The sequence below is a fragment of the Nitrospirillum amazonense genome (assembly GCF_007828035.1).
Taxonomy (GTDB): Bacteria; Pseudomonadota; Alphaproteobacteria; order Azospirillales; family Azospirillaceae; genus Nitrospirillum; species Nitrospirillum amazonense.
This window is the reverse complement of sequence record NZ_VITV01000004.1, coordinates 630074-652514: the sequence shown is the minus strand read 5'-3', so window position 1 is coordinate 652514 and position 22441 is coordinate 630074. Positions and strand designations below refer to the sequence as shown.

22 protein-coding genes and 1 tRNA gene are annotated in these 22441 nt (G+C 65.5%); 5 read left to right on the top strand and 18 right to left on the bottom strand.

Features of this window, described 5'->3' with window-relative positions; genetic code table 11:
* Positions 1-34 precede the first annotated feature (34 nt).
* The 13 genes from FBZ87_RS14550 to FBZ87_RS14490 form a co-directional block, all read right to left on the bottom strand.
* Positions 35-1747 carry a DUF262 domain-containing protein gene (locus FBZ87_RS14550; protein WP_145610982.1) on the bottom strand — a complete coding sequence of 571 codons (1713 nt, stop codon included), beginning with the start codon at positions 1745-1747 and terminating at the stop codon, positions 35-37.
* Between the two features lie 64 nt (positions 1748-1811).
* Positions 1812-5387 carry a helicase-related protein gene (locus FBZ87_RS14545; RefSeq protein ID WP_145610981.1) on the bottom strand — a complete coding sequence of 1192 codons (3576 nt, stop codon included), beginning with the start codon at positions 5385-5387 and terminating at the stop codon, positions 1812-1814.
* Positions 5387-5587 (bottom strand): hypothetical protein, encoded by a 201-nt coding sequence (locus FBZ87_RS14540; protein WP_145610980.1) that lies wholly within the window; start codon positions 5585-5587, stop codon positions 5387-5389. The genes FBZ87_RS14545 and FBZ87_RS14540 overlap by 1 nt, the downstream gene beginning before the upstream one ends.
* A 91-nt stretch (positions 5588-5678) precedes the next feature.
* Entirely contained in the window at positions 5679-6995 is a 1317-nt protein-coding gene (locus FBZ87_RS14535; protein ID WP_145610979.1) for a type II toxin-antitoxin system HipA family toxin, read from the bottom strand.
* Entirely contained in the window at positions 6995-7231 is a 237-nt protein-coding gene (locus tag FBZ87_RS14530; RefSeq protein WP_044562590.1) for a helix-turn-helix transcriptional regulator, read from the bottom strand. The genes FBZ87_RS14535 and FBZ87_RS14530 overlap by 1 nt, the downstream gene beginning before the upstream one ends.
* Positions 7232-7435: 204 nt before the next feature.
* Positions 7436-7663, bottom strand: a complete 228-nt coding sequence (locus FBZ87_RS14525) for a hypothetical protein (RefSeq protein ID WP_145610978.1) — start codon at positions 7661-7663, stop codon at positions 7436-7438.
* 373 nt (positions 7664-8036) lie between these two features.
* Positions 8037-8585, bottom strand: coding sequence for a helix-turn-helix domain-containing protein (locus FBZ87_RS14520; RefSeq protein WP_145610977.1), 549 nt, complete (start codon positions 8583-8585; stop codon positions 8037-8039).
* On the bottom strand, positions 8582-8830 hold the full coding sequence (locus tag FBZ87_RS14515) for a helix-turn-helix transcriptional regulator (protein WP_145610975.1): 249 nt from the start codon (positions 8828-8830) through the stop codon (positions 8582-8584). Before FBZ87_RS14515 ends, FBZ87_RS14520 begins: the two co-directional genes overlap by 4 nt.
* Positions 8831-8928: 98 nt before the next feature.
* Positions 8929-9297 (bottom strand): hypothetical protein, encoded by a 369-nt coding sequence (locus tag FBZ87_RS14510; RefSeq protein ID WP_145610974.1) that lies wholly within the window; start codon positions 9295-9297, stop codon positions 8929-8931.
* Between the two features lie 324 nt (positions 9298-9621).
* On the bottom strand, positions 9622-10338 hold the full coding sequence (locus FBZ87_RS14505) for a DUF2285 domain-containing protein (protein ID WP_145610973.1): 717 nt from the start codon (positions 10336-10338) through the stop codon (positions 9622-9624).
* A 16-nt stretch (positions 10339-10354) separates the two neighbouring features.
* Positions 10355-11533, bottom strand: a complete 1179-nt coding sequence (locus FBZ87_RS14500) for a tyrosine-type recombinase/integrase (protein WP_145610972.1) — start codon at positions 11531-11533, stop codon at positions 10355-10357.
* A gap of 218 nt (positions 11534-11751) precedes the next feature.
* A tRNA-Gly gene (locus tag FBZ87_RS14495) sits at positions 11752-11825 on the bottom strand.
* A gap of 142 nt (positions 11826-11967) precedes the next feature.
* A complete protein-coding gene (locus FBZ87_RS14490) occupies positions 11968-12576 on the bottom strand; it encodes a GNAT family N-acetyltransferase (RefSeq protein WP_145610971.1) in 609 nt (202 codons plus the stop codon).
* Positions 12577-13059: 483 nt separating this feature from the next.
* Between FBZ87_RS14490 and apaG the strand changes: the two genes are divergently transcribed.
* A complete protein-coding gene (gene apaG / locus FBZ87_RS14485) occupies positions 13060-13452 on the top strand; it encodes a Co2+/Mg2+ efflux protein ApaG (RefSeq protein WP_040848143.1) in 393 nt (130 codons plus the stop codon).
* Between the two features lie 191 nt (positions 13453-13643).
* The gene (gene folE, locus FBZ87_RS14480; protein WP_186454773.1) at positions 13644-14279 is read left to right on the top strand and encodes a GTP cyclohydrolase I FolE; all 636 of its coding nucleotides are present in this window, start codon (positions 13644-13646) and stop codon (positions 14277-14279) included.
* Positions 14280-14496: 217 nt separating this feature from the next.
* On the opposite strand, the gene FBZ87_RS14475 is transcribed toward folE, so the two are convergent.
* Complete coding sequence (locus FBZ87_RS14475) at positions 14497-15087, bottom strand: hypothetical protein (protein ID WP_145610970.1); 591 nt, start codon at positions 15085-15087, stop codon at positions 14497-14499.
* 698 nt (positions 15088-15785) lie between these two features.
* Here FBZ87_RS14475 and FBZ87_RS14470 point away from each other — a divergent pair.
* Complete coding sequence (locus FBZ87_RS14470; RefSeq protein WP_145610969.1) at positions 15786-16256, top strand: Hsp20 family protein; 471 nt, start codon at positions 15786-15788, stop codon at positions 16254-16256.
* Positions 16257-16342: 86 nt separating this feature from the next.
* Positions 16343-16588: a DUF1150 family protein gene (locus FBZ87_RS14465; RefSeq protein WP_145610968.1), complete on the top strand. Its 246-nt coding sequence runs from the start codon at positions 16343-16345 to the stop codon at positions 16586-16588.
* A gap of 143 nt (positions 16589-16731) precedes the next feature.
* Here the strand turns inward: FBZ87_RS14465 and FBZ87_RS14460 are convergent, their stop codons facing one another.
* The 3 genes from FBZ87_RS14460 to groES all read right to left on the bottom strand — a co-directional run bounded on the left by FBZ87_RS14460 (position 16732) and on the right by groES (position 19874).
* Positions 16732-17634 (bottom strand): alpha/beta fold hydrolase, encoded by a 903-nt coding sequence (locus FBZ87_RS14460; protein ID WP_145610967.1) that lies wholly within the window; start codon positions 17632-17634, stop codon positions 16732-16734.
* Between the two features lie 215 nt (positions 17635-17849).
* Positions 17850-19481 (bottom strand): chaperonin GroEL, encoded by a 1632-nt coding sequence (groL, locus tag FBZ87_RS14455; protein ID WP_145610966.1) that lies wholly within the window; start codon positions 19479-19481, stop codon positions 17850-17852.
* A 105-nt stretch (positions 19482-19586) separates the two neighbouring features.
* A complete protein-coding gene (gene groES, locus FBZ87_RS14450; RefSeq protein WP_040848135.1) occupies positions 19587-19874 on the bottom strand; it encodes a co-chaperone GroES in 288 nt (95 codons plus the stop codon).
* A 291-nt stretch (positions 19875-20165) separates the two neighbouring features.
* Between groES and FBZ87_RS14445 the strand changes: the two genes are divergently transcribed.
* Complete coding sequence (locus FBZ87_RS14445; protein WP_145610965.1) at positions 20166-21455, top strand: hemolysin family protein; 1290 nt, start codon at positions 20166-20168, stop codon at positions 21453-21455.
* A gap of 163 nt (positions 21456-21618) precedes the next feature.
* Here FBZ87_RS14445 and upp read toward each other — a convergent pair whose 3' ends face one another.
* A complete protein-coding gene (gene upp / locus FBZ87_RS14440; protein ID WP_040848149.1) occupies positions 21619-22269 on the bottom strand; it encodes a uracil phosphoribosyltransferase in 651 nt (216 codons plus the stop codon).
* Between the last annotated feature and the right edge of the window lie 172 nt (positions 22270-22441).

The following is a 22441-nucleotide window of genomic DNA, read 5'->3' as shown; positions in this document are numbered from 1 at the left end:
TCGGACAGGCGACAGGCATTCAAAAAAACGCTGGTTAGGCTGGTTGCAGGGAAGGCGCGATATTTGCGTCGACCTTTGTGGTGCCGCAAATCTCCTGCATGGCGGTATGGATCAGGCGGGCGCGAGCCTCCAGGAAAGCATCGTAATCGCCCTGAATCATCTCCTGATAGGGAATAAGGTGACTGGCCAATCGAGCAACCAAATCCGCTTCGCCAAGTTCTGCTGCGGCGCGGCGCTCGGCCAGATATCGCTCCGGTTCCTTGCAGGAGATGTTTCGGTTGGTTCGCCAGGTCACCAGCGCACAGTTCAGAGAGCGATAGATTTTATCATCCGGGACCTCAAGCTCCCGCAGGTGCGCATCCGGAAACAAGTGATGGTATTCCCGCTTGGGTAGGTTAGCTCGGCTCACTGTGCTTCCGTCCGCCAGGTCATAGCCACCCTGACGTAGCGCCAAGGCAAGAATGGCGCGGGCGAGGCGATCCTTTTTTTTCGGCCAACTGGCGTTAACCAGTTCCTGGATTTCTGGAAGTGGATGCTGTTTTTCGTCGAACACAGCCGGTGCCGCATCTCTGGACTTCCCGAGATAAGCTTTGATCTCAGTATAGTCGGCAAGAGACCGAGAGTTAGTGGACTTCTCATACCGGTTTGTGAAGAAGGCGCGCCAGATATATTTCCTGAGTACGCTTCTGTATCGGCCTTCAATGTCCAAGCCGTCCGGGGCCTCCGCCCAAAGCGCCGCAAGAACCGGCACGACGACATCGGTTGGGAGTCTCGCCGCATCGAAGATCCGCTCCTCTTGTAGGAATATTGTCGCGCTACTGATACCCTTCAGGAGCTTTTCCCACGTACTCACCAGCATAGTGCCAAAGTCTTTTTCCATGTACGTGGCGTTGGATGGTGGTTTATCGTGCAAGAGTGCACTGGCATAGAGCACAACGTCTTCCGCCGGATAGTAACTCTCGATGTCCGGGCAAGATTTTCTGACCTCTGACACAAGATCATGAAGTGACTGTCCCATGCCCGCCTCCACCTGGGCCACAACGATATCGTAGGTGGAAAGCGGAGCTGCAGATGTATTCATCTTGAGAAACACTTCCAGAGCAGTGTCTTTTTGCGTTGTTACAGGAAGTGAGAGATACGGAAGATTGAACGTGGCAAAGATTTGGCGGATCGCCCAGATCCGATCTTTCACTTTCTCCCGCTCGTCGGTGTCCGCAATGGCCTTTCTGGCCCACTCATTGAATTTAGTAACTGCGTTGTCTCCCGGTGCGCAGAGATCAAGTGGAATCGCACCTCGCGCCCACTGCTCACTGGGTTTATTGGCCCAAAAGGGCCTGTAGTCGCCATCGGTAGCGTTCTTCCAACGAGCTATGGAATCCACCCAGTAGGGCTGACCGGTCTCTTCGTCATCGGTCAGATAGAGGAAAAACGTGCGGTCCGGGTAGTTGTTGTGGAGACCACGCCACAATGCGGTTAAGCGTTGCTGACCGTCGAGAAGATGTTCCGTGACCCGTTCGCCAGTTTCCGGTGCGCCAACAATGGTACGGGACAGGAAGGGCTCCTGGTTACCCACCTCCAGCACGAGGACGGCCCCCACCGGAAGCCCTTGGAGCACAGTGTTGAAGAGTTGGGTTACGTTTGCGTAGGACCAAGCCTCGAACCGCTGAAAGCGTGGCAAAACAGTTTGCCGAGTTCGAATGCGGGTAAACCAATCTGGAAGCGATCTGTTCTGAGCACTGATTGACATTCGGTGTCTCGCTCTGGTCAGGTCGGAGTGATTGTTCGGCAAGATAGTTGGGTGAACGATATACTCATGCCACGGCCCCCGCCTTGGCGATCAATCCGGCAAAGCTGTAGTTGACGCTGTTGGCGCCAAAGTCCGGCTCCCGCGTGAAGGGCTGGCGGATGTAATGGACGCGGTGGTCCGGCCCGTCGAATTCCACCACCGCCAAAATGAAGTCGTCAGGCTTGTTGAGCGAGGTCAGAATCTCGTTGCGGGTCACGGTGATCGTCTCCGCCCCCGTCACCCGGCCCTTGACCTCGATAAACCGCAGACGGCCGGTGCCAGGCACCCGGCTTTCGATGTCATAGCCCAACTTCTCAAACTCGCGGTCAACCGGCTCGAAGCCCAGGCCGCGTTCAACCTGCATGATGATGTCACGTGCCCGCGCGGCGGCGGCCAGGGTGTCTATGGGCGGTGTGGGCAGGGACCGACCGGTCATGGCCGCCAGCAGGCCCACCGGCACCACCAGCAGGCCGCCCAGCACCACGGGCGGCAGGGGCGACATCTGCCGTTCCTGCTTGATCTCCTCCAGGCGCTTTTCCAGCCGGGCCTGAAGGGCGTCTGCCCGCTTGCGGGCCTCGCCGGAATTGAGGTTAGCGTTGGTCTTGCCCGCCAGTTCCTGGTGCTTCAGTTGTTCGGCACGGTGGTCCCAATAGGTGATCTCCTTGGTCAGGCGGTCCTTCACCGCCGCCTCGGTCTTTGCCAGCAGGGCGAGCTTGCGGGCCTTCACCTCGGCCAAATGCTCAGGCACCACGGTACCGATGGCATGGCCGATGGCTTGGGCCTCCAGGCCCGGGCTGATCCAGGCGCATTCTGGCCGGGCCAGAATGGCGTCCACATCGGGCTCGCCCTCCTTCAGCGGGCGGAAGTCCAGATAGGGGGCGTGGTGTAGGGGCCGGGTGGTGCCTCCCTCGTCCATCTCCACATAGAGCATGCGCTTGGAAACGACGCGCCGCTCCCCACCCCGCGTCACCGCGCCGTCCTGGATGGCGTGTTCCAAGGTGAACAGGAGGCGGGGATGAGTGCCATAGTCGCGCTCGTCCACCAGGATGGTGCCCCGGCGCAGCAGGTCGCGGTGGCGTTCCAGCGTGATATCGATGACCGAGTCCAACAAGGGGTGGCCGGGGCAGACGAAGGCAGCCAAAGGCTGACCCATGGGCGCCACCAGGGGCTTGTCGAACGCGATGCGCTCGTACCGTGACAGCACCGGCTCACCGATGCCGATCAGCCGGTCACGGTTGCGGATGGGGGCGGGGACGTGGGTGATCTCATACCGGCGCGGCTCCCGCTGCTTGGTACTGCCGCCCAGGCGGCGGAAGGCCTCCATAAAGAAAGATTCGATGTAGTGGGGTTGCAGGCGTTTGGCCTCCGCCCGCTCCATCTCTTCCCGGATGCGGTTGACCTTGCTGACGTCCATGGTGTCCTGGACCAGCGCCCCATCCTCCAGCAGGCCGCACAGATGGTCACGGTCGACGGCATCGTCGATGACCTGATCCAGGCGCGCGCGGACCTCGGGCTGTTCGCCGTAGCGGATGGCGTCGATCAGCAGCTCACGTAGCGGCTTGCCGCCGAACTGGAGTTTGCCCAGCACGTCGAAGACCTGGCCGCCCAGGGCCTGACGCGCCTGCTCCAGCTTCTCCAGCAGCTTGCGGTAGACATCGCCCTCGCGGGTTTCCTCGGCCACCAGGTTCCACAGATGGCAGACCTCGGTCTGGCCGATGCGATGGATGCGGCCGAAGCGCTGCTCCAAGCGGTTGGGGTTCCAGGGCAGATCATAGTTCACCATCAGGTGGGCGCGCTGAAGGTTGATGCCTTCCCCCGCCGCGTCGGTGGCCAGCAGCACCTTGACCTCGGGGTCGTGTTTGAAGGCCTCCTCCGCCTTCTTGCGCTCCTCCCGGCCCAAGCCGCCGTGGATGGCGACCACCGCCTCCCGGCGCCCCAGCAGGGCGGTGATGCGGCCTTCCAGGTAGTTCAAGGTGTCGCGGTGCTCGGTGAACAGCACCAGCTTCTGGCGTGGCGACGGGGCGGGCTTGGGGATGGCCGGGACGCCTGCATCATAGGGCTCCGCCTCTTCGGCCAAACGGTTGGCGATAAGCGCCGGCGTGAAAATCTCAGACAGCAGACTGGCCAGTTCGCGCCACTTCTTGTCCTCCCCGCTGCGGCGTATGGACAGCGCCAAGGCCTCCAACCGCTTCAGGGTGTCGATTTCGATCTTGAGTTCGCCGATGCTGCGGGCGGCGGTGGCTTGGTCGAGAAATTCTTCCTCAGCCGCCTGCACCTCATTGTCGGGCGCGTCATCCAGGTCCTCCACATCGTCGGCATCAAGCATACGCCCGGCGGACAGCATGGCGCCGACCTCGGCCCCGCGCTGAAGGATTTCCAGTTCCCGCATACGGCTTTCCAACCGCTCCCGCCGACGGCGCAGCGATTGGTAAATCGCCTCCGGGGAGGAGGCGAGACGCCGTTGCAGGATGGTCAGGGCAAAGCCGACCGTGCCCGCACGCTTATCGTTTTGCAGCGCGTCGGCTCGGTTGAACTCCTGACGGACGTAATCGCTGACCTCCTGGTACAGCTGTGCCTCGGGGTCGGACAGCTTGTAGGGCACCGTGTAGGCGATGCGCTCCGGGAACAGCGGCTTGCCATCAAACTTCAGCAGCTTCTCCTTGACCATGCGGCGCATCAGGTCGGACACGTCGGCGGTGTGGGTGCCGTCGCGGAAGCGACCCTCGAAGCGGTCGCCGTCCAGCAGCGCCATGAAAAGCTGGAAGTCTTCTTCCTTGCCGTTGTGGGGCGTCGCCGTCATCAGCAGGAAGTGCCGGGTCAGCGAGGAAAGCATCTGGCCCAGCCGGTAACGCTTGGTGTACTTGATCTCCCCGCCGAAGAAGGTCGCCGACAGCTTGTGGGCCTCGTCGCATACTACCAGGTCCCACCGGCAGTCGGGGGCTTGCAGCTTCTGCTGCACATCTTCATCCCGCGAGAGCTTGTCGAGGCGGGCGATGACCAGGTTGTTCTCCAGGAACCAGTTGCCGGTGCGGGCGGCCTCCAGCTTGTCGTTCGTCAAAATCTCAAAGGGCAACTGGAAGCGCCGGTAAAGCTCATCCTGCCATTGCTCCGCCAGGCTACCTGGGCAAACCACCATGCACCGCTGAAGGTCGCCACGGGCGATCAGCTCCTTCATCAACAGGCCGGCCATAATGGTCTTGCCCGCACCGGGATCGTCGGCCAGCAGGAAGCGCAGCGGCTGGCGCGGCAGCATGGACTCGTAAACAGCGGTGATCTGGTGCGGCAGCGGTTCCACAACCGAGGTGTGCACGGCCAGCACGGGGTCGAACAGATGGGCCAGGCGAATGCGCTGGGCCTCGGAAACCAACCGGAACAGGCCACCGTCGCCGTCGAAGGACCACGGCCTGCCCACCGTCGCCACCTCGATCCGCTCCTCATCATGACGGTAGAGCAATTCGTTGGCGACCTTGCCCTCTGGCGTCTTGTAGGTCAGCTCAACGGCGGCGGAACCGTGCCATTGGACATTGACCACCGTCACCAGCCCGTTGGGCAAGACGCCGCGCACGGAGGCGTTGGGCGTGAGGTCTTCCAGGCGTGCCATTACACCAGTCCTTCTTGGCGACGGGCAGCCGCATCAACCGCCGGCTGGTTGAGCAGAATGACCGTGCCACTGACAAAAATCACCCGGCCATCGGTGAAGGTACGCGGCTCATTGATGGCATGAGGTTCGTCATCCCAGCCCGCCTGCTGCAGCAACGGGACGATGAATTTGCGGCGGGTGTCCGCTTCCCCCAAGGCCATAGGCCGCCCCTTCTGACGATATCTACAAGAGGTATCTCAACTCTTTGTAGGCGCCCCTGCCCGGAGTTGGCAAGATTGTCCAAGTCGCCAATTAGGCAACCGCCAGGCTCTTAACGTTGTGGGCGAGGTGATCGCAAAGCCGATCCACCCGGTCCGCCGGCACATGATGGCCCAGGCTTGGCCGAAGGCTCTGAAGCGTGGCGTCCAAGTCGGCACGCAACTCGGCGATGATCTCCTCAACCACGCGCTCCGCCAGCCCGGCCGCCTCGGCGGTCTGGCGCCAGTGCCGCAAGGCGATGTCCCGTACCCGGTAATGGCGGTTGCGCCCCACCGCCATGGCCAGCTTGACCCGGGCGGGGTCGAACGCGCGGGAGGTGGTACCATAGGGGATGGCCGACATCACATCGTAGAGCGGCGTCAAGCGGAAGCCGCCGGGGGTCAGGAAAATGGAAAAGTTCTTGGCGTGGCCGTCGGGGGCGGACAACAGCCAGAACACCATTTGGGCCTTCAGGAAATTCCGCCGGTCCTGGTCGGGGGTGTCGCTGCGGGCCAGCAGCTTCAGGATTTGGACGATGCCGGGGCCGCCCCTGTCCTCATACTTCCGGCTGCTGGGCACGCCCAGGGCCTGGCAGAGGTCTTCCTGCGGCAGGCGATAGAGGACACCCTCCATCGGCCGACGGTCGAACCGTTCCACCACCAGCACCGTGAGATCCTCAAACCGCTCGATGGCGGCGTTGGCGACGGGCAGGCCCAGGGCGCGGCATAGGGCCAGGCACAGCCATTCGTTTTCCACGCTGTCCGACAGGTCCACCCGCCCCTCCGTCAGGCCGATGGGGGGCTTGAAGATGTGCGAGGTGGGCGTGGCCCCCCGGGGGATGGCCCAAGCACCCGAGGGCAGGCGCAGGAAGGCCGTCTTGTCCTGGGCGCCGGCGATGGAGATGCGGAAATCATCGTCCCCCTGCTCGCGCCCAAGGGGAGCGGATTTCAGGTGGCGCAGGCGGCGGGCGATCTCCGCCACCGGCACCTCGTCAGCCTCCATGCGGGTCGGGTCCCCGGGGTCGGCGCCAGGGGGCAGGAAGCGCAGGGCGCCGATGCAGTCCCGGCCGATGGCGGCCAGCAGGTCGAACGGCCGGTCGGATGCCGCCCCCTCGCGCATGGCGATGCGGGCGCGGATGGCGTCGCTGTCGGGCAAGAGGTTGTCGAAATAGGCGGCCACGGCCAGGCCGGTATGGGCCTTGGCCTGTAGGGGCAGGCTGAGCGATACCGGCAGGGCATCGGCGCGGACCTGCCAGTCGCGGTCATAGGTGAAGGAGACATCACCGCCACCGCCGCGCACCAGGGCGCCCACCAGACTGCGCCCCAGATAGACGTCCAGCCTGTCCTTAAGGCTGCGAGAAGTGCGGGGCATCAGTAGTTGCCCGGTATGAAGTCGGTGACGCGGCGGGCGTCCACCGTGATTTCGGCGCCCAGGGCCGTCAGCAGGGCGAACAGCGTTTCCGTGGTGCAGCCCCGCCCTTGCTCCACATCCGAGATGGTCCGCTGACGCAGGCTGGCCTTGTCGCCCAACTGCGCCTGGGTCAGGCCGGCGGCCTGGCGCATCTGGCGCAGGGTGTGGCCAAGATCGGTGTTGCTGCGGATGCCCATAGCCTTCCCCAAGGCGGAATTGCGCCTAAGGAGGTAATAGGCGAAAAAGCGCCTAAAGTCAAATTAGGCGGATAAACGCCTATGGATATAGCGCTGAGCCAAAGGGGACGACGCGGAGCGCCCCCAAAAGCTGGCGGAGCGGCGGCCCCTTTGGCGGCGGTGCCGCATGGTCGCATGGTCGCATGGTCGCACGCGACCGGACTATCAGCGGCCGGGGGAGAAGACCAAGAAGGCGGTCATGAGGCTGAGGCACAGGGTGGCACGCATCATCCAATCGACCTGGCGCGCCTTTACGGAAGCGTCCCGGGCGAGGTCGCACACCAATGGCGCCAAGGGGCGCTTTTCATCACATAGGGCCAATTGAAGCGCCCACGCCTCCGGCACCCGCATGGATCGCAACGCCTTGTACCGTTCCACGTCCAGCATCGCCACGGCCGCCTCCCGCGTTATCGCAACCTTCAAGCCGAGGATAACCGGCCCGCTTCCTCGCGCAAAGACGCCGTCATGCCTTACCCCCACTTCCGCGCGCGCTTCGTGGTGGATCTAGGCCCCGCCATGCCGGCCAGCGCCCACCCGAATGCAAATTGCCCACAGGCCCGCCGCGCCGAAGGGGGACTATAGGGGGATGAGCCAAAGGGGGCGGCGCTTCGCCGCGCGCGGGATGGCGCTACGCGCCGCCCCCTTTGGCATATCGTTAGAAGAGTCTCGTTAGGGTGCACGTGGTGCACCGATTCGGGGGGTGTCAGGTGCATATGGTGCACCTATCGGGGCCTTATCCACAGGGCGATAGGTGCACCATATGCACCTATTCGGCCCCATCGGACCCGACCTGGGCGGTCTGGACGCCGTCCCGGGCATTGATCTGCACGTTTATGTTCAGGTTCTTGATGACCACCGGGCGCCCCATTTCCGGCACGCGAACGCCCTCGGCCAACATGGACCGCAGCTGTTCCAGCGCCTCCATGAAGGTGTTGGGCAGATAGTCCCAAGTGGCGACCGCCGCCGGCATGCCGGCTGGATCCCGAAGTTCCACCTTCTCCTTGATCTTGTACTTGTTGCGCCGGCCCTCGGTTGTCGCCACCAGGTAGCCGGCCTCAATCAACACCTTGAGGGAGCTGCTCACCTGGCGCTTGCTCATCCCCGCCTTGCTGGCGATCGTTTCAACGCTGGGGAACGCCGTGCCGTCGCGGAAATTGGCATACGCCTTGACGACCAGATAGACCACGGTGGCGTAGGGCTTCAGCGCCGCGCACTCGCCGTTCTCGATCATGGCGTGAAGGACGTGGAACCAGGTGGTGCGCGCCTTGAATAGTTCGCCCTGGGCGCCTTCCAATGAATTGCGCCGCCGCGTCATTCCTCGTTCTCCGCCGTCGATGCCCGGATCCGGCTGTCCAGCCAGGCCCGCAGCACCGCTTCGTCGTAGCGGATACACCGCGCGGTCAGCGTCAGGTAGCGCGGCCCGCACCCCCTGTTCCGCCAATGCGCCAGGGTCTGCGCCGCGACTCCCATCAACTGTCCCGCCTCCTCAGGCGTCAGCAGGCGGGAAATCGGCTCCGCCGCCTGGATGGGTTGCGGGTTCGGTTTCTTCTTGTAAGCCATCGGGGATGCCTCGTTATCGGTCGAGGCCCCCCATTGTTCACATGGATCGCGGGCTGTCCGCCCCGAAATAAATTCTGGGCGGATTCCGATGGCGCCGTTTATCGCGGCCCCCGCTTCAGGGTGCGGTCCAGCTCGTCATAGAGCCCATTCGTCCGCTGTATGGCCTCGGCAAGTTCCGGGGCCAGGCCGGCGGCCCGGTCATCGTGGGGCAGCATGTTCAAGCGGCGGGCCATCTGGTTCAGCAGGACACCATTGGATCGTATCTGCTCCCGCAACGCCGCCAGGACGTCCAACTCGTTGGCGCTGTAGACGGGGTGGCGGCGGGCCGCCGCCAAGGCCACCACACGTACCCATTCCGACAGGCCACGGGCGCCGTCAGCGGCCGCTGCTGAGATCAGTTCCGTCCTGTCCGCCTCGTCGATACGAAACTCAACGCGAGCCGACTTCCATCCCTGTGAACGCGCCATTCCCCCTCCGGTCGCTTCCGCCTCCGCCAACGCGGAGGATTGCCGGATCGCCGGCACCTTCCCCACCGGGGAAGCAGGAGAAATTTGTACGGACAAATTGCGTATCCTGCACTTCCCCTTGTTGCTTTTGCCCGCCTTTGGAACCCGCAGAAACCCTGGGGCGGCTTTCGGTGCCAAACCACGGGCGGCCATGCGAGCGCGCCTATGGTTCGGCACACGGCGGGAAACGGCCTGCACACACCCCGAAATGGCCGGCACACGGGGCAAGAGGGCGGGCACACATCCGGATTGGGGCGGCACACGGCATCAGGGGAGGGCCAACGTTCAGGAAAGCCAATCCCGGTGCCGGGTGGCGATCTCACGATAGCCGCCACCGACCAGCGCCTGTGAAACCGCCACAGCGCGCTCCAACCGCTTCTTGCCGCCCTCCCCAGGGAAGACGACGGCCGCGATTTCCGAACGGCTGACGCCCGCCGCCAGACCGTCCAACACGCGGAGATACGAGGTGTAGTTCTGGACGGACCGGCGGAATTTCCGGGTCGGCGCCTGCGCGAACTTCAGGAATTTGGGCATGCCGCCGGTGAACGGATCGGCGGGCTTGTCGAAGTCGGTATCGATCCCGTAGCGCTCACGAAGGACGTCTTCGGCGTCGAGTCGTTGTCGCCCCGCCGCCTCGTTCCCCTGCGCCCGTTCCCGGGCCCGGCTCCATATCGCCCAATCGCGCTGATAGCCCTGGTTCCGGCGCAGGAACTCCCACGCAGCGTGATAGTCGTAGGCGGGGTCGTGGGCGATCCGGGCCCTGGTCTCGGACTCCTGCCGGTCATAGCCCAGGACGTGCCGCAGCCTTTCCGGCATCCCCCCGTATTGGTCCCAATTCCGTTCAAACGCCTCCCGTCGAGCCACGGCCGCCGCGTAATGCTCATCGATGGCCTGATAGTCGCCCGCCTCCCGCCAATCCGGCCACGGCACCGTGTGAAAGAAGTGCTGGGGCAATCCCTCGGTCAGGTCAGGCAGTTGAATGAGGAAGGTCCGCTCGATCATTCGCGGCGCTCCCGCCCTACAGCTTACCGCCGCTGGTGATCGCGGCCACCCGCTCGGCGGCGCGGCGCAGGGGATCGTCCAGCAGATGGGCGTATCGGCTGGTGGTCTTGGCCTGGGTGTGGCCCAGCAGGGCGCCCACTACGGGCAGGCTCTCGCCGGACGACACCAGCAGGCTGGCGAAGGTGTGGCGCAGGTCGTGGATGCGCACGGCCTGGATGCCCGCCCGCTTGCACACCGCCGTCCAGAAGGTGCGCACGGTGGTCATGTGGTGCGCCGGGCCCTCCCGCCCCGGGAACACCCATGGGGACGTCTTGGCGGCCTGCTGTCGCTTGGCCAGCACCGCCACCGCCGCCGGCGACAGGGGCACGCGGTGGGTCTTGTTCTGCTTGGTGGTGGCGGCCGGCTTGCTCCACACCCCGGCCGCGAGGTCGGCCTGGTCCCAGCGCATGGCCAACACCTCGCCCACCCGCGCGCCGGTCAGCAGCAGCAGGCGTACCACGTCGGCCGAGTCCTGGGCCGGGCTCTGGTCCAGGGCGGTTTGCAGGCGAGCGATCTCCTCCGGCGTCAGGTAGCGCTCGCGCCCCTCCTCCGTGTTGCGCTCCACCTTGGTGGCCGGGTTCTCGGTCAGCAGGCCCCAGCGTTCCGCCGTGGCGAACAGGGCGGAGCAGAGGGAGACGGCGCGGTTGGCGGCCACGGGGAATTTCTGGGACACGCGGTGGTGCATGTCCTCGACGTCGCGCCGGCCGATGTCGGCCAGGCGCTTCTCGCCCAGGTGGGGCAGGATGTGGTTCTTCAGCAGCAAGCGGCGGTTCTTGATGGTGCCGGCCCGGTTGCGGCGGCCGGCCACCTCCTCCATCCACCGCTCGGCGAATTCCGTGAGGGTGGGGTTGGTGTCGGGTTTGACCTCGCGGGCCTCTCGGCGCTCCTGCGCCGGGTCGCGGCCCAGGTCGGCGGCGGCGATGACCTTGCGGGCCTCGATCCGGGCCTTGTCCAAGGGCACCTTGTGGCAAAAGCCGATGACCATGCGCCGCTCTTTGCCGCCGCGCACCCGCATCTGCACCACCCAGGCCTTGGCCCCGCTGGCCGTGGCGCGCACGGCGAAGCCGGGCACATCGCTATCCCAAATGAAGCTCTGCCCCTTGTCGGGCGGTTGCAGCTCATCCACGAGGGTCTTGGTGAGACGGACACGGGCCATGGGTCAGCCACCCCAATTTGCTTACACGGGGTGCTTACATGGACGGTGATCGAGGCCGAAACGCCCGTCGGCGCGATTCGCGAAAGGGGCTTCCGACCTGCTTACACCGCCGCCGTGTAAGCACTGGCGTAAGCTAGCATGGGGCAGAATCAGGCACAACGCGGCCCCACCCGGCACATCGCCGGGGCGCTAAGTGGCTGATTTTCTAGGGAAGTTGTTGGAGCGGGTGAAGGGAATCGAACCCTCGTCGTAAGCTTGGGAAGCTTCTGCTCTACCATTGAGCTACACCCGCGCCGGGAAGGAGCTTATAGGGCTTTCCGGGGCGGCGTTCAAGCGGTAGTAGGGCCGCTGCTTGGAAACGCAGGAAACTCGATCCTCAGGGGCACATCGGTCACGGGTCCCGGCCGTTGCAATTGGCCGGGGGGCCGGATGGTTCAGCGAACCGCCCTCCGGCGCGGGCGGACCAGCTTGGCCACGCCAGTCTCGGCCGTGGGGGCCTCGGCCGTGACTGCGGGAGCGGCCGTGCGGGTCGGGGCGCGGCCCAGCATGCCGTGGGCCTTGCTGAGCGAGCCGGGGATGAACTCCAGGCCCAGGAAGCGATCCAGTTCCACCGGGCCCGGCAGCTTCAGGCCCAGCACCGGCCGGCGGGTGAAGCCGAAGCGGTTATAATAGGGGGCATCGCCCACCAGCAGGACGCTGGCATAGCCCAGCGCCTCGGCCCGGGCCAGGCTGGCGCGGATCAACTGGCCGCCCAGGCCGGCGGACCGGTAATCCTCGGCCACGGCGATGGGGCCCAGCATCAGGGTCATGGTACCGTCGGCGGCCATCACCGGCCAGTAGCGGATGGAGGCCACCAGGCGCGGCTGGGCGGCGGAGTAGCCCGGCGCCTCTTCGTCCAGCGCCACCATGCACAGGTCGGCCACGGGGGCCACGCCACGACGCAGGCGGTAAACGGTCTTGGCTTTGCGCTTCGGTCCGAAGGCGGTGTCGAGCAGGCGTTCGATGGCGCCGGCGTGCGCCGGCAGCTCAGTCGTCAGGATCATACGATTGGGGTGTCCCGGTTCTCTAAAACGATGGCGCGGTGGGCGCCTAGAGACCGGAACCGAGGGGCGTCGCCAGGAGTGGGGCGACGCGTCAGCATCCGGCCGTGATACGACCCTGTCGCCCGCACAGCAGGCGACCGGAGGATCGTCGTCGAAGGAGGAGGCTGGCGTACATGTAACGCGCCGTCGGTAGTTGCACCTGAGGGCCTATATGAGGCCAAGCCCCCCTGGGCGCAAGCGGGTTTTTTAGGTCTGATCCCCGCTGGGTTGGGATCGGCCTCCCGCTCTCGGCATTGCTGGGGGCCCATCCCCCTTCGCAATGCAGGGCCCCCGCCCGCCATCCCCGCGCCCAAGACCCTGGAGATTGACCGCGAACAGGCCTAAGAAGGGTGGAACAGGAGATTTTGTCGCGGACCAACCAGGCGCTGGGGGAACCAGCCGCCGGCCGGCGACACGGGAAGAACGCCCTGAAAGACATGTCCCATGTACAGTGAAACCACCCACGCCATCCGGGTCAGCGTGCGCCCCGAATTCCTGGAGGATCAGTCGTCCCCCGGTGAAGGTCACTATGTCTGGGCCTACACCGTGCGAATCGAGAACACCGGTGGCGAGACGGTGCAGCTGCGCAGCCGCCACTGGCACATCACCGACGCCCGCGGCCGGGTGCAGGAGGTGCGGGGCGCCGGTGTGGTGGGCGAGCAGCCGGTGCTGAGCCCCGGACAATCCTTCGAATACACCAGCGGCACGCCGCTGAGCACGCCGTCGGGCATCATGGTCGGCAGCTATCAGATGGAGCGTACGGACGGTAGCCGTTTCGACGTGCGCATCCCGGCTTTCTCCCTGGATAGCCCCCATGAGCGTGGGGCGCTGAACTGACAGCCCCGCCCGCTCGTAGATAAAGACACGAGACCAAGCCGACCGCTGTCACAGACGGCCCCGCACCCGTGCTTGTACAGAACCCGACCATATGGTCCCGAATCCGGGCCTAGACGCCCCGTCACCAACCACGCCAGCCCGCCCGAGGGAGAAACACCGTGACCCACGCCAAAAACACCCCTGCCGACAAGATCGTGGCCGGGCCGGTCCACGGGCGCCGCACCGTGGTCGCCCAAGGCCGCCCCAGCCGGGAGGAAGCGGAGGAAGCGGTCCGTACCCTGCTGCGCTGGGCCGGCGACGACCCCACGCGCGAAGGCCTGCTGGGCACGCCCGACCGCGTGGTCCGCAGCTATGAAGAATTCTTCGCCGGCTATGCCTCCGACCCCATGGAGCTGCTGGCCCGCACGTTCGAGGAGACCGACGGCTACGACGAGATGGTCGTGCTGCGCGACATCCGCTTCGAAAGCTATTGCGAGCACCACATGGTGCCCATCATCGGCGTGGCCCACGTGGCCTACCTGCCCCGGTCGCGCGTGGTCGGCATCTCCAAGCTGGCGCGGGTGGTGGAGGTCTACGCCAAGCGCCTGCAGATCCAGGAGAAGATGACCTCGCAGATCGCCAATACCATCGACGAGGTGCTGCAGCCCCTGGGCGTGGCCGTGGTGATCGAGGCGTCGCACCAGTGCATGACCACCCGCGGCGTGCACAAGCCCGGCGTATCCATGGTCACCAGCCGCATGCTGGGCGCCTTCCGCAGCGACCCCAGCACCCGCCGCGAGTTCCTGGCCATGATCGGCAATCCCAGCCCGGCGGGGAGTATGTTCTAAGGCTGTAAGCGCCCCATGGAAAAGGCCGGTGGCGACAACGCCACCGGCCTTTTCCTTTGGTCACACGCCACCCATCCCTTCGTTTTCCCTAGGCCACGACCGTGGCCGCCGGAAGTTTCCGGGGAACGCAGTGGACTGGAAACTGAGGATAGCCTAGGGGCGGATGCCCCGCCGGCGCCTGAGGCAAACTAAAAACTCCCGCCGGCGCTTGAGGAACTCAGAGAATCATCGCCGCGAACAGGTTGTCGCGGATACCCTTGGCCAGCTGGGCGTCCATGTCGCGGGCCATGTCGCGCACCAGCTGCGACCAGGTCTTTTCCCGCTGGTTCAGGGTCACATCCTCGGACACCGACTGGCTGGAGGTCACCACCACCGATGTACTGCCGGCATAGCCCTTGGCCGGCATATCGACCTGGATCTCCACCTCCACCCGTCCGTCATACCGCTGCGACTGGTCCGTCGTGAACCAGCCCTTCACGCCGGTGGTGCGGGGCAGGTTCACTTCCACGATGCTGGCGTTCTTGATGACGACCCGGGCCTTGCCGCTGGAACCGGCGGCCTTCAGCCGGTCCTGCACCCACAGGCGCACCACCTCGGCCGGGGTCAGCTGCAGCTGGTATTCGATGTTGGGCGGCTTCATGGGCGACACGTAATCGTTCACCACCTCAATCTCAGCCACGTTCAGGGTGATAGGCGTCTCGTCGGCAAAGCCGAAACCGCCCGACTGGGCCCAGGCGGATCGTACGCCCACGCCGGCGGGTGCCACGACCAGCAGACCGAGAACAAGGGCCAAGAACAGACGACGCATGGGTCACCTCGAAAAAGGCGGTAAGCCTGAATGGTAGCTGGCAATGCTTGTGTCATGACCCCGGCGGCTGATCAAGCGCGACGCCGGAGATAAACCCCTACCAACGGCAGGGAAGACGCATGGCGGCGCGACTCGAATCCCCCGACGGAGGGCCTAGCCTCAAGGAATCTCCCCACTCCCCGGCGCGACCGCTGCCGTCCGGCGGTCCACAAGCCTGTCAAGGGCGAATCAGGGCCCGCCATGGACCTTCGCGATAAGGAAATACCCCAGGCGACGCAAACGTATTGCCATTAATATCTTTTAACTTCAATGGCTTGCTTTTATTGCCTATTTCTTGAGCAAAGAGCGCAGAGCCCCGGGACTCCTGGCCCCGGCACTACCCTTTCACAGACTTATCCACAGTTTCTGGGGGTATCTGAATCCCGCCCCTCCCCCTGGCCGAAAGGCATGTGCGCCCCGCCATGATGGTGATCACAGGAGGGGCGCGCCCCGGCCGTCCCCGCCACGATCTTCCGCGGCTGTTCAGCCGCCCCCGCGCGCCGGCGCTTGTCTTGAACCGTGGGAGGGGGTACCCATGTATGCCGTAGGCGGTGCCGTTCCGGGCCGCCAAGCAGCGGGCCGAAGGCACCGGGTTCGGATGGAGCCCGGCGCGGAGGCCGCCCCCGCATACTCGCTCGTTGGAGGAGGTTGCCGCCATCATGAATACCCGCGTTTCGTTCCTGAACAGCCCCTTCCTGCTGGGTTTCGACCAGTTCGAACGCACGCTCGACCGGATTTCCAAGTCCGCCGCCGAGGGCTATCCCCCTTATAATATCGAGCAGGTCGGCGAAGACGGTCTGCGCATCTCCCTGGCCGTGGCCGGCTTCACGTTCGACGACCTGCAGGTGCAGACGGAGGACAACCAGCTGATCATCCGCGGCCGCCAGCAGGACGACAAGTCGCGCATCTACCTGCACCGCGGCATCGCCGCCCGGCAGTTCCAGCGCAGCTTCGTCCTGGCCGACGGCATCGAGGTTCTGGGTGCCAGCCTGGATAATGGCCTGCTGCACATTGACCTGCGCCGGCCCATTCCGGAGCCCAAGGTGCGCACCATCAAGATCAGCGGCGCCGGCGAGGGCACGCCCGAGCCACAAACCATCGACGTTTCGCCCGATAAAAGCCCCGGTTGATCCCAGATCGGGCCATTTTCCGCCTTCACCCTGACAGGGCTTCCAAAAGCCTGTCTTTCCTCACGTTGCGAAAAGCGAGTGACATCATGACCGACAGCTTCGACACCGAATTCCAGACATTGAGCCCCGACGCCCTGCGCCACCTGTCCACCCAGGATTTCGCCGCCTTCGGCGTGAACGTCCTGGCCTATGTGAAGCCGGTGGTGACCCAGGGCATCCTGGGCTATGCCATCCACGCCGCCGACGGCACGCCGCTGGCTGTGGCCGCCTCCCCCGAAGTGGCGCTGGCCTCTGTCCGCCAGCACGACATGGAAGCCCAGCGGGTGCATTGAAGCGGATACACCGTGTATCCTCAAACGCCGGACGGGCGCATCCGCGCCCTCGGCTGCCCTCGATTCCCAGTCCGCTTCGCTCCCCGGTAATCCCCGGCGGCCGCACAATCGCGGCCCAGGGAAAGGAAAACGGGGCGTAGCAGCTAGCCCATGAAATCCAAGAGCGCGCGCAGGACATCCTGCGGGCGCTCTTCCGGCAGGAAATGGCCGCAGTCCAGGGCCTCTCCCTGGAGATCGCGGCAAACCTCCCCCCACACGGCCAGTGGATCGTAGGCGCTGCCTACCAGGCCCTTCTTCCCCCACAACACCAGCGTCGGGCAGTGGATGCGACGGCCCAGCCGCCGGTCCTCCGCCTCGTGCGCCAGGTCGATTCCGGCCCCCGCGCGGTAGTCCTCGCACATGGCGTGCAGGGTGGCCGGATCCCGGAAACAGCGCAGGTATTCCTTCATCACCGCCGGCGGGAAAGGCGACGCCTCGCCTTGGCCGGCGTGGGGCGACAGGCCACGAAGCGCGCTGGTCAGTACGAACTCCGCATCCAGGCCCAGCAGCCGCTCGGGAAACGGTGCCGGCTGGATCAGGAAGAACCAATGCCAATAGGCGGTGGCCACCCGCTGGTCCACCGTGCCGTAGACGACGGAGCCGGGCACGATGTCCATGAGGCACAACCGCTCCACCGTCTCCGGATGGTCCAGCGCCAGGCGATGCGCCACGCGGGCGCCGCGGTCGTGCGCCGCCAGGCGGAAGCGGGGATAGCCCAGGGCCGCCATCGCCGCCACCATGTCCGCCGCCATCGCCCGCTTGGAATAGAGCGCGTGGTCGGAATCGGCCGGGTCCGCCGGCTTGTCGCTGTCGCCATAGCCGCGTAGGTCGGCCGCCACCACGGTGTAGTGCCGGGCCAGATCCGGCGCCACCGTGCGCCACATGGCGTGGGTTTCGGGAAAACCGTGCAGCAGCAACAGGGGCGGTCCCTCGCCGCCCTGGGCCAGATGGACGTCCACCGTGCCGGTGGCGATGCGATGATGGGTGAAACCGTCCAGCAAGGCCATGGGCGCACCGCCTGTCGCGCGGGGGATGGGGCCTTCTGATGAAACCCTGCTGCCCCCTCCGCTGCCAAGCCCGCCGAAAGGCCAGGATGCCCCGCCGATGGTACCGCCCAGAGCGTCACGCGCGGACGGCGGCAGGGCCCCGTTCGCGCACAAGAAAAGGCCGGCCCCCTTTAGGAAGCCGGCCCTCTCATTTCCGATTCGTCTTTAGGGACGAATTAGAAGTCCATGTCACCCATGCCCGGGGCGCCGGCCGGAGGGGCCTTCTTCTCGGGCTTCTCGGCGACCATCGCCTCGGTGGTGATCAGCAGGCCGGACACGGAGGCCGCGTCCTGCAGGGCGGTGCGGACCACCTTCGTCGGGTCGATGACGCCGAAGGCGAACATGTCACCGAACTCACCGGTCTGGGCGTTGTAGCCGAAGTCGGCGCTGGACTGGTCCAGCAGCTTGCCGACGACGATGGAACCGTCGGTGCCGGCGTTGAAGGCGATCTGACGCACCGGGGCCTGCAGGGCCTTGCGGATGATGTCCACGCCCACGCGCTGGTCGTCATTGGCCGGCTTCAGGCCGTCCAGGGCCTTGGTCGCGTACAGCAGGGCGGTGCCGCCGCCGGCCACCACGCCCTCTTCCACCGCGGCGCGGGTGGCGTGCATGGCGTCGTCAACGCGGTCCTTGCGCTCCTTCACCTCGACCTCGGTGGCGCCGCCGACGCGGATGACGGCAACGCCGCCCGCCAGCTTCGCCAGACGCTCCTGCAGCTTCTCACGGTCGTAGTCCGAGGTGGTCTCCTCGATCTGCGCCTTGATCTGGCCGATGCGCGCCTCGATGTCGGCCTTGGCGCCGACGCCGTCCACGATCGTGGTCGCGTCCTTCGTGATCACCACCTTCTTGGCGGTGCCCAGCATGTCCAGCGACACGTTCTCAAGCTTGATGCCCAGGTCTTCGGAGATGACCTGGCCGCCGGTCAGGATGGCCATGTCCTCCAGCATCGCCTTGCGGCGGTCGCCGAAGCCCGGGGCCTTCACCGCGGCGATCTTCAGGCCGCCGCGCAGCTTGTTCACCACCAGGGTGGCCAGCGCCTCGCCTTCCACGTCTTCCGACACGATCAGCAGCGGACGGCCGGACTGCACGACGGCCTCCAGGACCGGCAGCAGGGGCTGCAGGCTGCCCAGCTTCTTCTCGTGCAGCAGGATGTACGGGCTTTCCAGCTCGGCCGTCATCTTGTCGGCGTTGGTCACGAAGTACGGCGACAGGTAGCCGCGGTCGAACTGCATGCCCTCGACGACTTCCAGCTCGGTGTCGAAGCTCTTGGCCTCTTCCACCGTGATGACGCCCTCGTTGCCCACCTTTTCCATGGCGCGGGCGATCATCTCGCCGATCTCGGCCTCGCCGTTGGCGGAGATGGTGCCGACCTGGGCGATCTCGGCATTGGTCGAGATCTTCTTGGAACGGCCCTTGATGTCGTTGATGACGGCGGTGACGGCCAGGTCGATGCCGCGCTTAACGTCCATCGGGTTCAGGCCGGCGGCAACCGCCTTGGCGCCTTCGCGCACGATGGCCTGTGCCAGCACGGTGGCGGTGGTGGTGCCGTCGCCGGCGATGTCGTTGGTCTTCGAGGCCACTTCGCGCACCATCTGGGCGCCCATGTTCTCGAACTTGTCGGCCAGCTCGATCTCCTTGGCGACGCTGACGCCGTCCTTGGTGATGCGCGGGGCGCCGAAGCTCTTCTCGATGACGACGTTGCGGCCCTTGGGACCCAGGGTCACCTTCACCGCATCGGCCAGGATGTCCACGCCGCGCAGCATGCGGTTGCGGGCATCGACGCCAAACTTCACTTCCTTGGCAGCCATGATCTCTCTTCCTTGAATTTCCGGGGCCTCATGAGGCCCGCGATGGCTTTGAGGGGAACACGACAGGGCGGCGACCCGTCAGGGTCGGCCTGCCCGGTCATCCAATCAGGCGACGATGCCCAGGATGTCGGATTCCTTCATGATGAGGTATTCGGCCCCATCGATCTTGACCTCGGTGCCGGACCACTTGCCGAACAGCACGCGATCACCAGCCTTCACGTCCAGGGCGATCAGCTTGCCCTGCTCGTCACGGGCGCCGGGGCCCACGGCGACGACCTCGCCCTCCTGGGGCTTTTCCTTGACGGTGTCGGGGATGATGATGCCGCCGGCGGTCTTCTGCTCACTCTCGACGCGGCGCACCACCACGCGGTCGTGCAGCGGACGGAACTTCATAGGATCTCTCCCTTAAAAGGCAAAAGCTGTGGGGTCGAGCCTGCTGTTAGCACTCAACCCCGGTGAGTGCTAGCGGAGATAATACGAGTCCGGACGGGAATCAAGACACTTGCGGCTGACCGGGCGATGGTCGCGAAAACGTCATGGCGGCACCCCTGGCTCCGTCGCCGTTTTGAAGGCATAAGCCGTAAAACTTAGCTGCCCCTGTGATGGCGGGACGCGACAGACTATCCGTCCATGCTATCGTGCCGCGTGCACCTTCCTTCCCCGACAGGCCCCGACGCCGCCCTGATGCTTTACCTGCAAGTCGCCATCCTTGTTCTGCTGATCCTGCTGAACGGCTTTTTCGCCATGTCCGAACTGGCCGTCCTGTCCGCCCGGCGCAGCCGGCTGACCGCGCTGGCGGAGAAGGGGCAACGCGGGGCCCGCACGGCCCTGGCCCTGCAGGACAGCCCCTCGCACTTCCTCTCCACGGTGCAGATCGGCATCACCATGATCGCCATCGTGGAGGGCGCCTTCGGCAGCGCCACCCTGTCGGGACCCCTGGCGGAAAGCCTGGCCACCATCCCGGCGCTGGCGCCACACGCCGACAGCATCGCCGTGGCCCTGGTGGTGGTGTGCATCACCCTGCTGTCGCTGATCGTGGGCGAGCTGGTGCCCAAGCGCCTGGCCCTGTTCGCGACCGAGCGCATCGCCGTGCTGACCGCCCCCTTCCTGCTGGGCCTCTCGCGCGTCGCGTCGCCCGTGGCCTGGTTCCTGGGTGCCGCCACCGAACTGGTGCTGAAGCTGTTCGGTGCCGCCGGCAAGCCGGAGAACGCCGTCACCGAGGAAGAGGTGAAGAGCCTGATCGCGGAGGGCACCGCCGCCGGCGTGTTCGAGCCGGAGGAGAAGCGCATGATCGAGGGCGTGCTGGGCCTGTCCGACCGGCCGGCGCGCGCCATCATGACACCGCGCCTGGACGTCATGTGGCTGGACCTGAACGACGACGTCGACCAGCTGACCAAGGAAATACAGGAAAGCCACCACAGCCGATTCCCCATCTGCCGCGGCAGCCTGGACGAGGTGGTGGGCGTGCTGCACGCCAAGGCCGTTCTGGACGCCGTCCTGGCGGGCGAAACGCCGGATCTGGGCAAGCTGGCCAACCCTGCGCTGATCGTCCACGACGGCACCCAGGTCATGCGCCTGCTGGAACTGTTCCGCTCCTCCGGCCAGCAGATGGCCCTGGTGGTGGACGAGTACGGCAGTGCGGAGGGCATCGTCACCCTGACCGACATCCTGGAATCCATCGCCGGCGACCTGCCCGAGGCCCACGACGTGGACGAGGATGAGTTCGTGCGGCGGGAGGACGGTTCCATGCTCATCGACGGCCGCATGGACATCGATGAGGCGTCGCACGTTCTGGATCTGCCGGGCCTGCGCGATGGTGGCGACTACCTGACCCTGGCCGGCTTCCTGCTGTTCAAGCTGGGCCACCTGCCCCGCGTGGGCGAAGGCATCAGCCACGCGGGATACCGGTTCGAGGTGGTGGACATGGACGGCCGCCGCATCGACAAGATCTTGGTGATCCCGCCGGCGGAATGAAGCGCAACAAGCGCCACTTCTGCTCGTTCCGCCACTTGAGGCCCAGTTCCTTTGGAACTGGGCTAGGACGCGACTGCGTCCGCCGGAGCTTTCCGGGAAACGAAGTGGACTGGAAAGCGAGGATAGCCAAGGGCCGGATGGTCCGCCGGCGCCTGAGGCAATCTTATTTGGTTCCGAACAGCCGGTCGCCCGCGTCACCCAGGCCGGGAACGATGTAGGCGTCGTCGGTCAGGTGGCTGTCCAGGGCGGCGGTGTAGACCTTCACCTCGGGGTGGGCGTCGTGGAAAACGCGCACGCCTTCCGGCGCCGACACCAAGGCCATGAAGCGGATCTGGTCGTCGGCCACGCCGTGGCGGTTCAGCACGTCGACCGCGTGCACGGCGGAGTTGCCGGTGGCCAGCATGGGGTCGACCAGGATGAAGGTGCGGCCGGCCGCGGCCGGCAGCTTCACCAGATATTCCACCGGCTGCTTGGTCTCATGGTCGCGGTACAGGCCGATGTGGCCCTCGCGCGCACCGGGCATCAGCTCCAGCAGGCCCTCGGCCATCACCAGGCCGGCGCGCAGGATGGGAACGACGGCGACCTTCTTGCCCTCAATCACGGGCGCGTCCATCTCCACCAACGGCGTCTCGATCCGTTCCGTGGTCAACGGCAGGTCGCGCGTCAGCTCATACCCCATCAGCAGCGCGATCTCGCGCAGCAGCTGGCGGAAGCCCATGGTGGACCGCCGCTTATCCCGCATATGCGACAGCTTATGCTGGATCAGCGGGTGGTCGGCGACGAACAGGTTGGGAAATTCGGGAACGGTGCGCATGGGCGGCAAGACCAGGAATTTAAACGGTGGAATTGGTTCCAAGCTAGCGGACCCGGCAGCCGAGCGCCACCACGGCGACACACGGAATCAGGTCCGACCGCCCGAATAAGGCGACCGGTTACCCCAGGCGGGTGATCCTGACCAAGCGGTCAAGCCTCATGGCAGGTGCGCG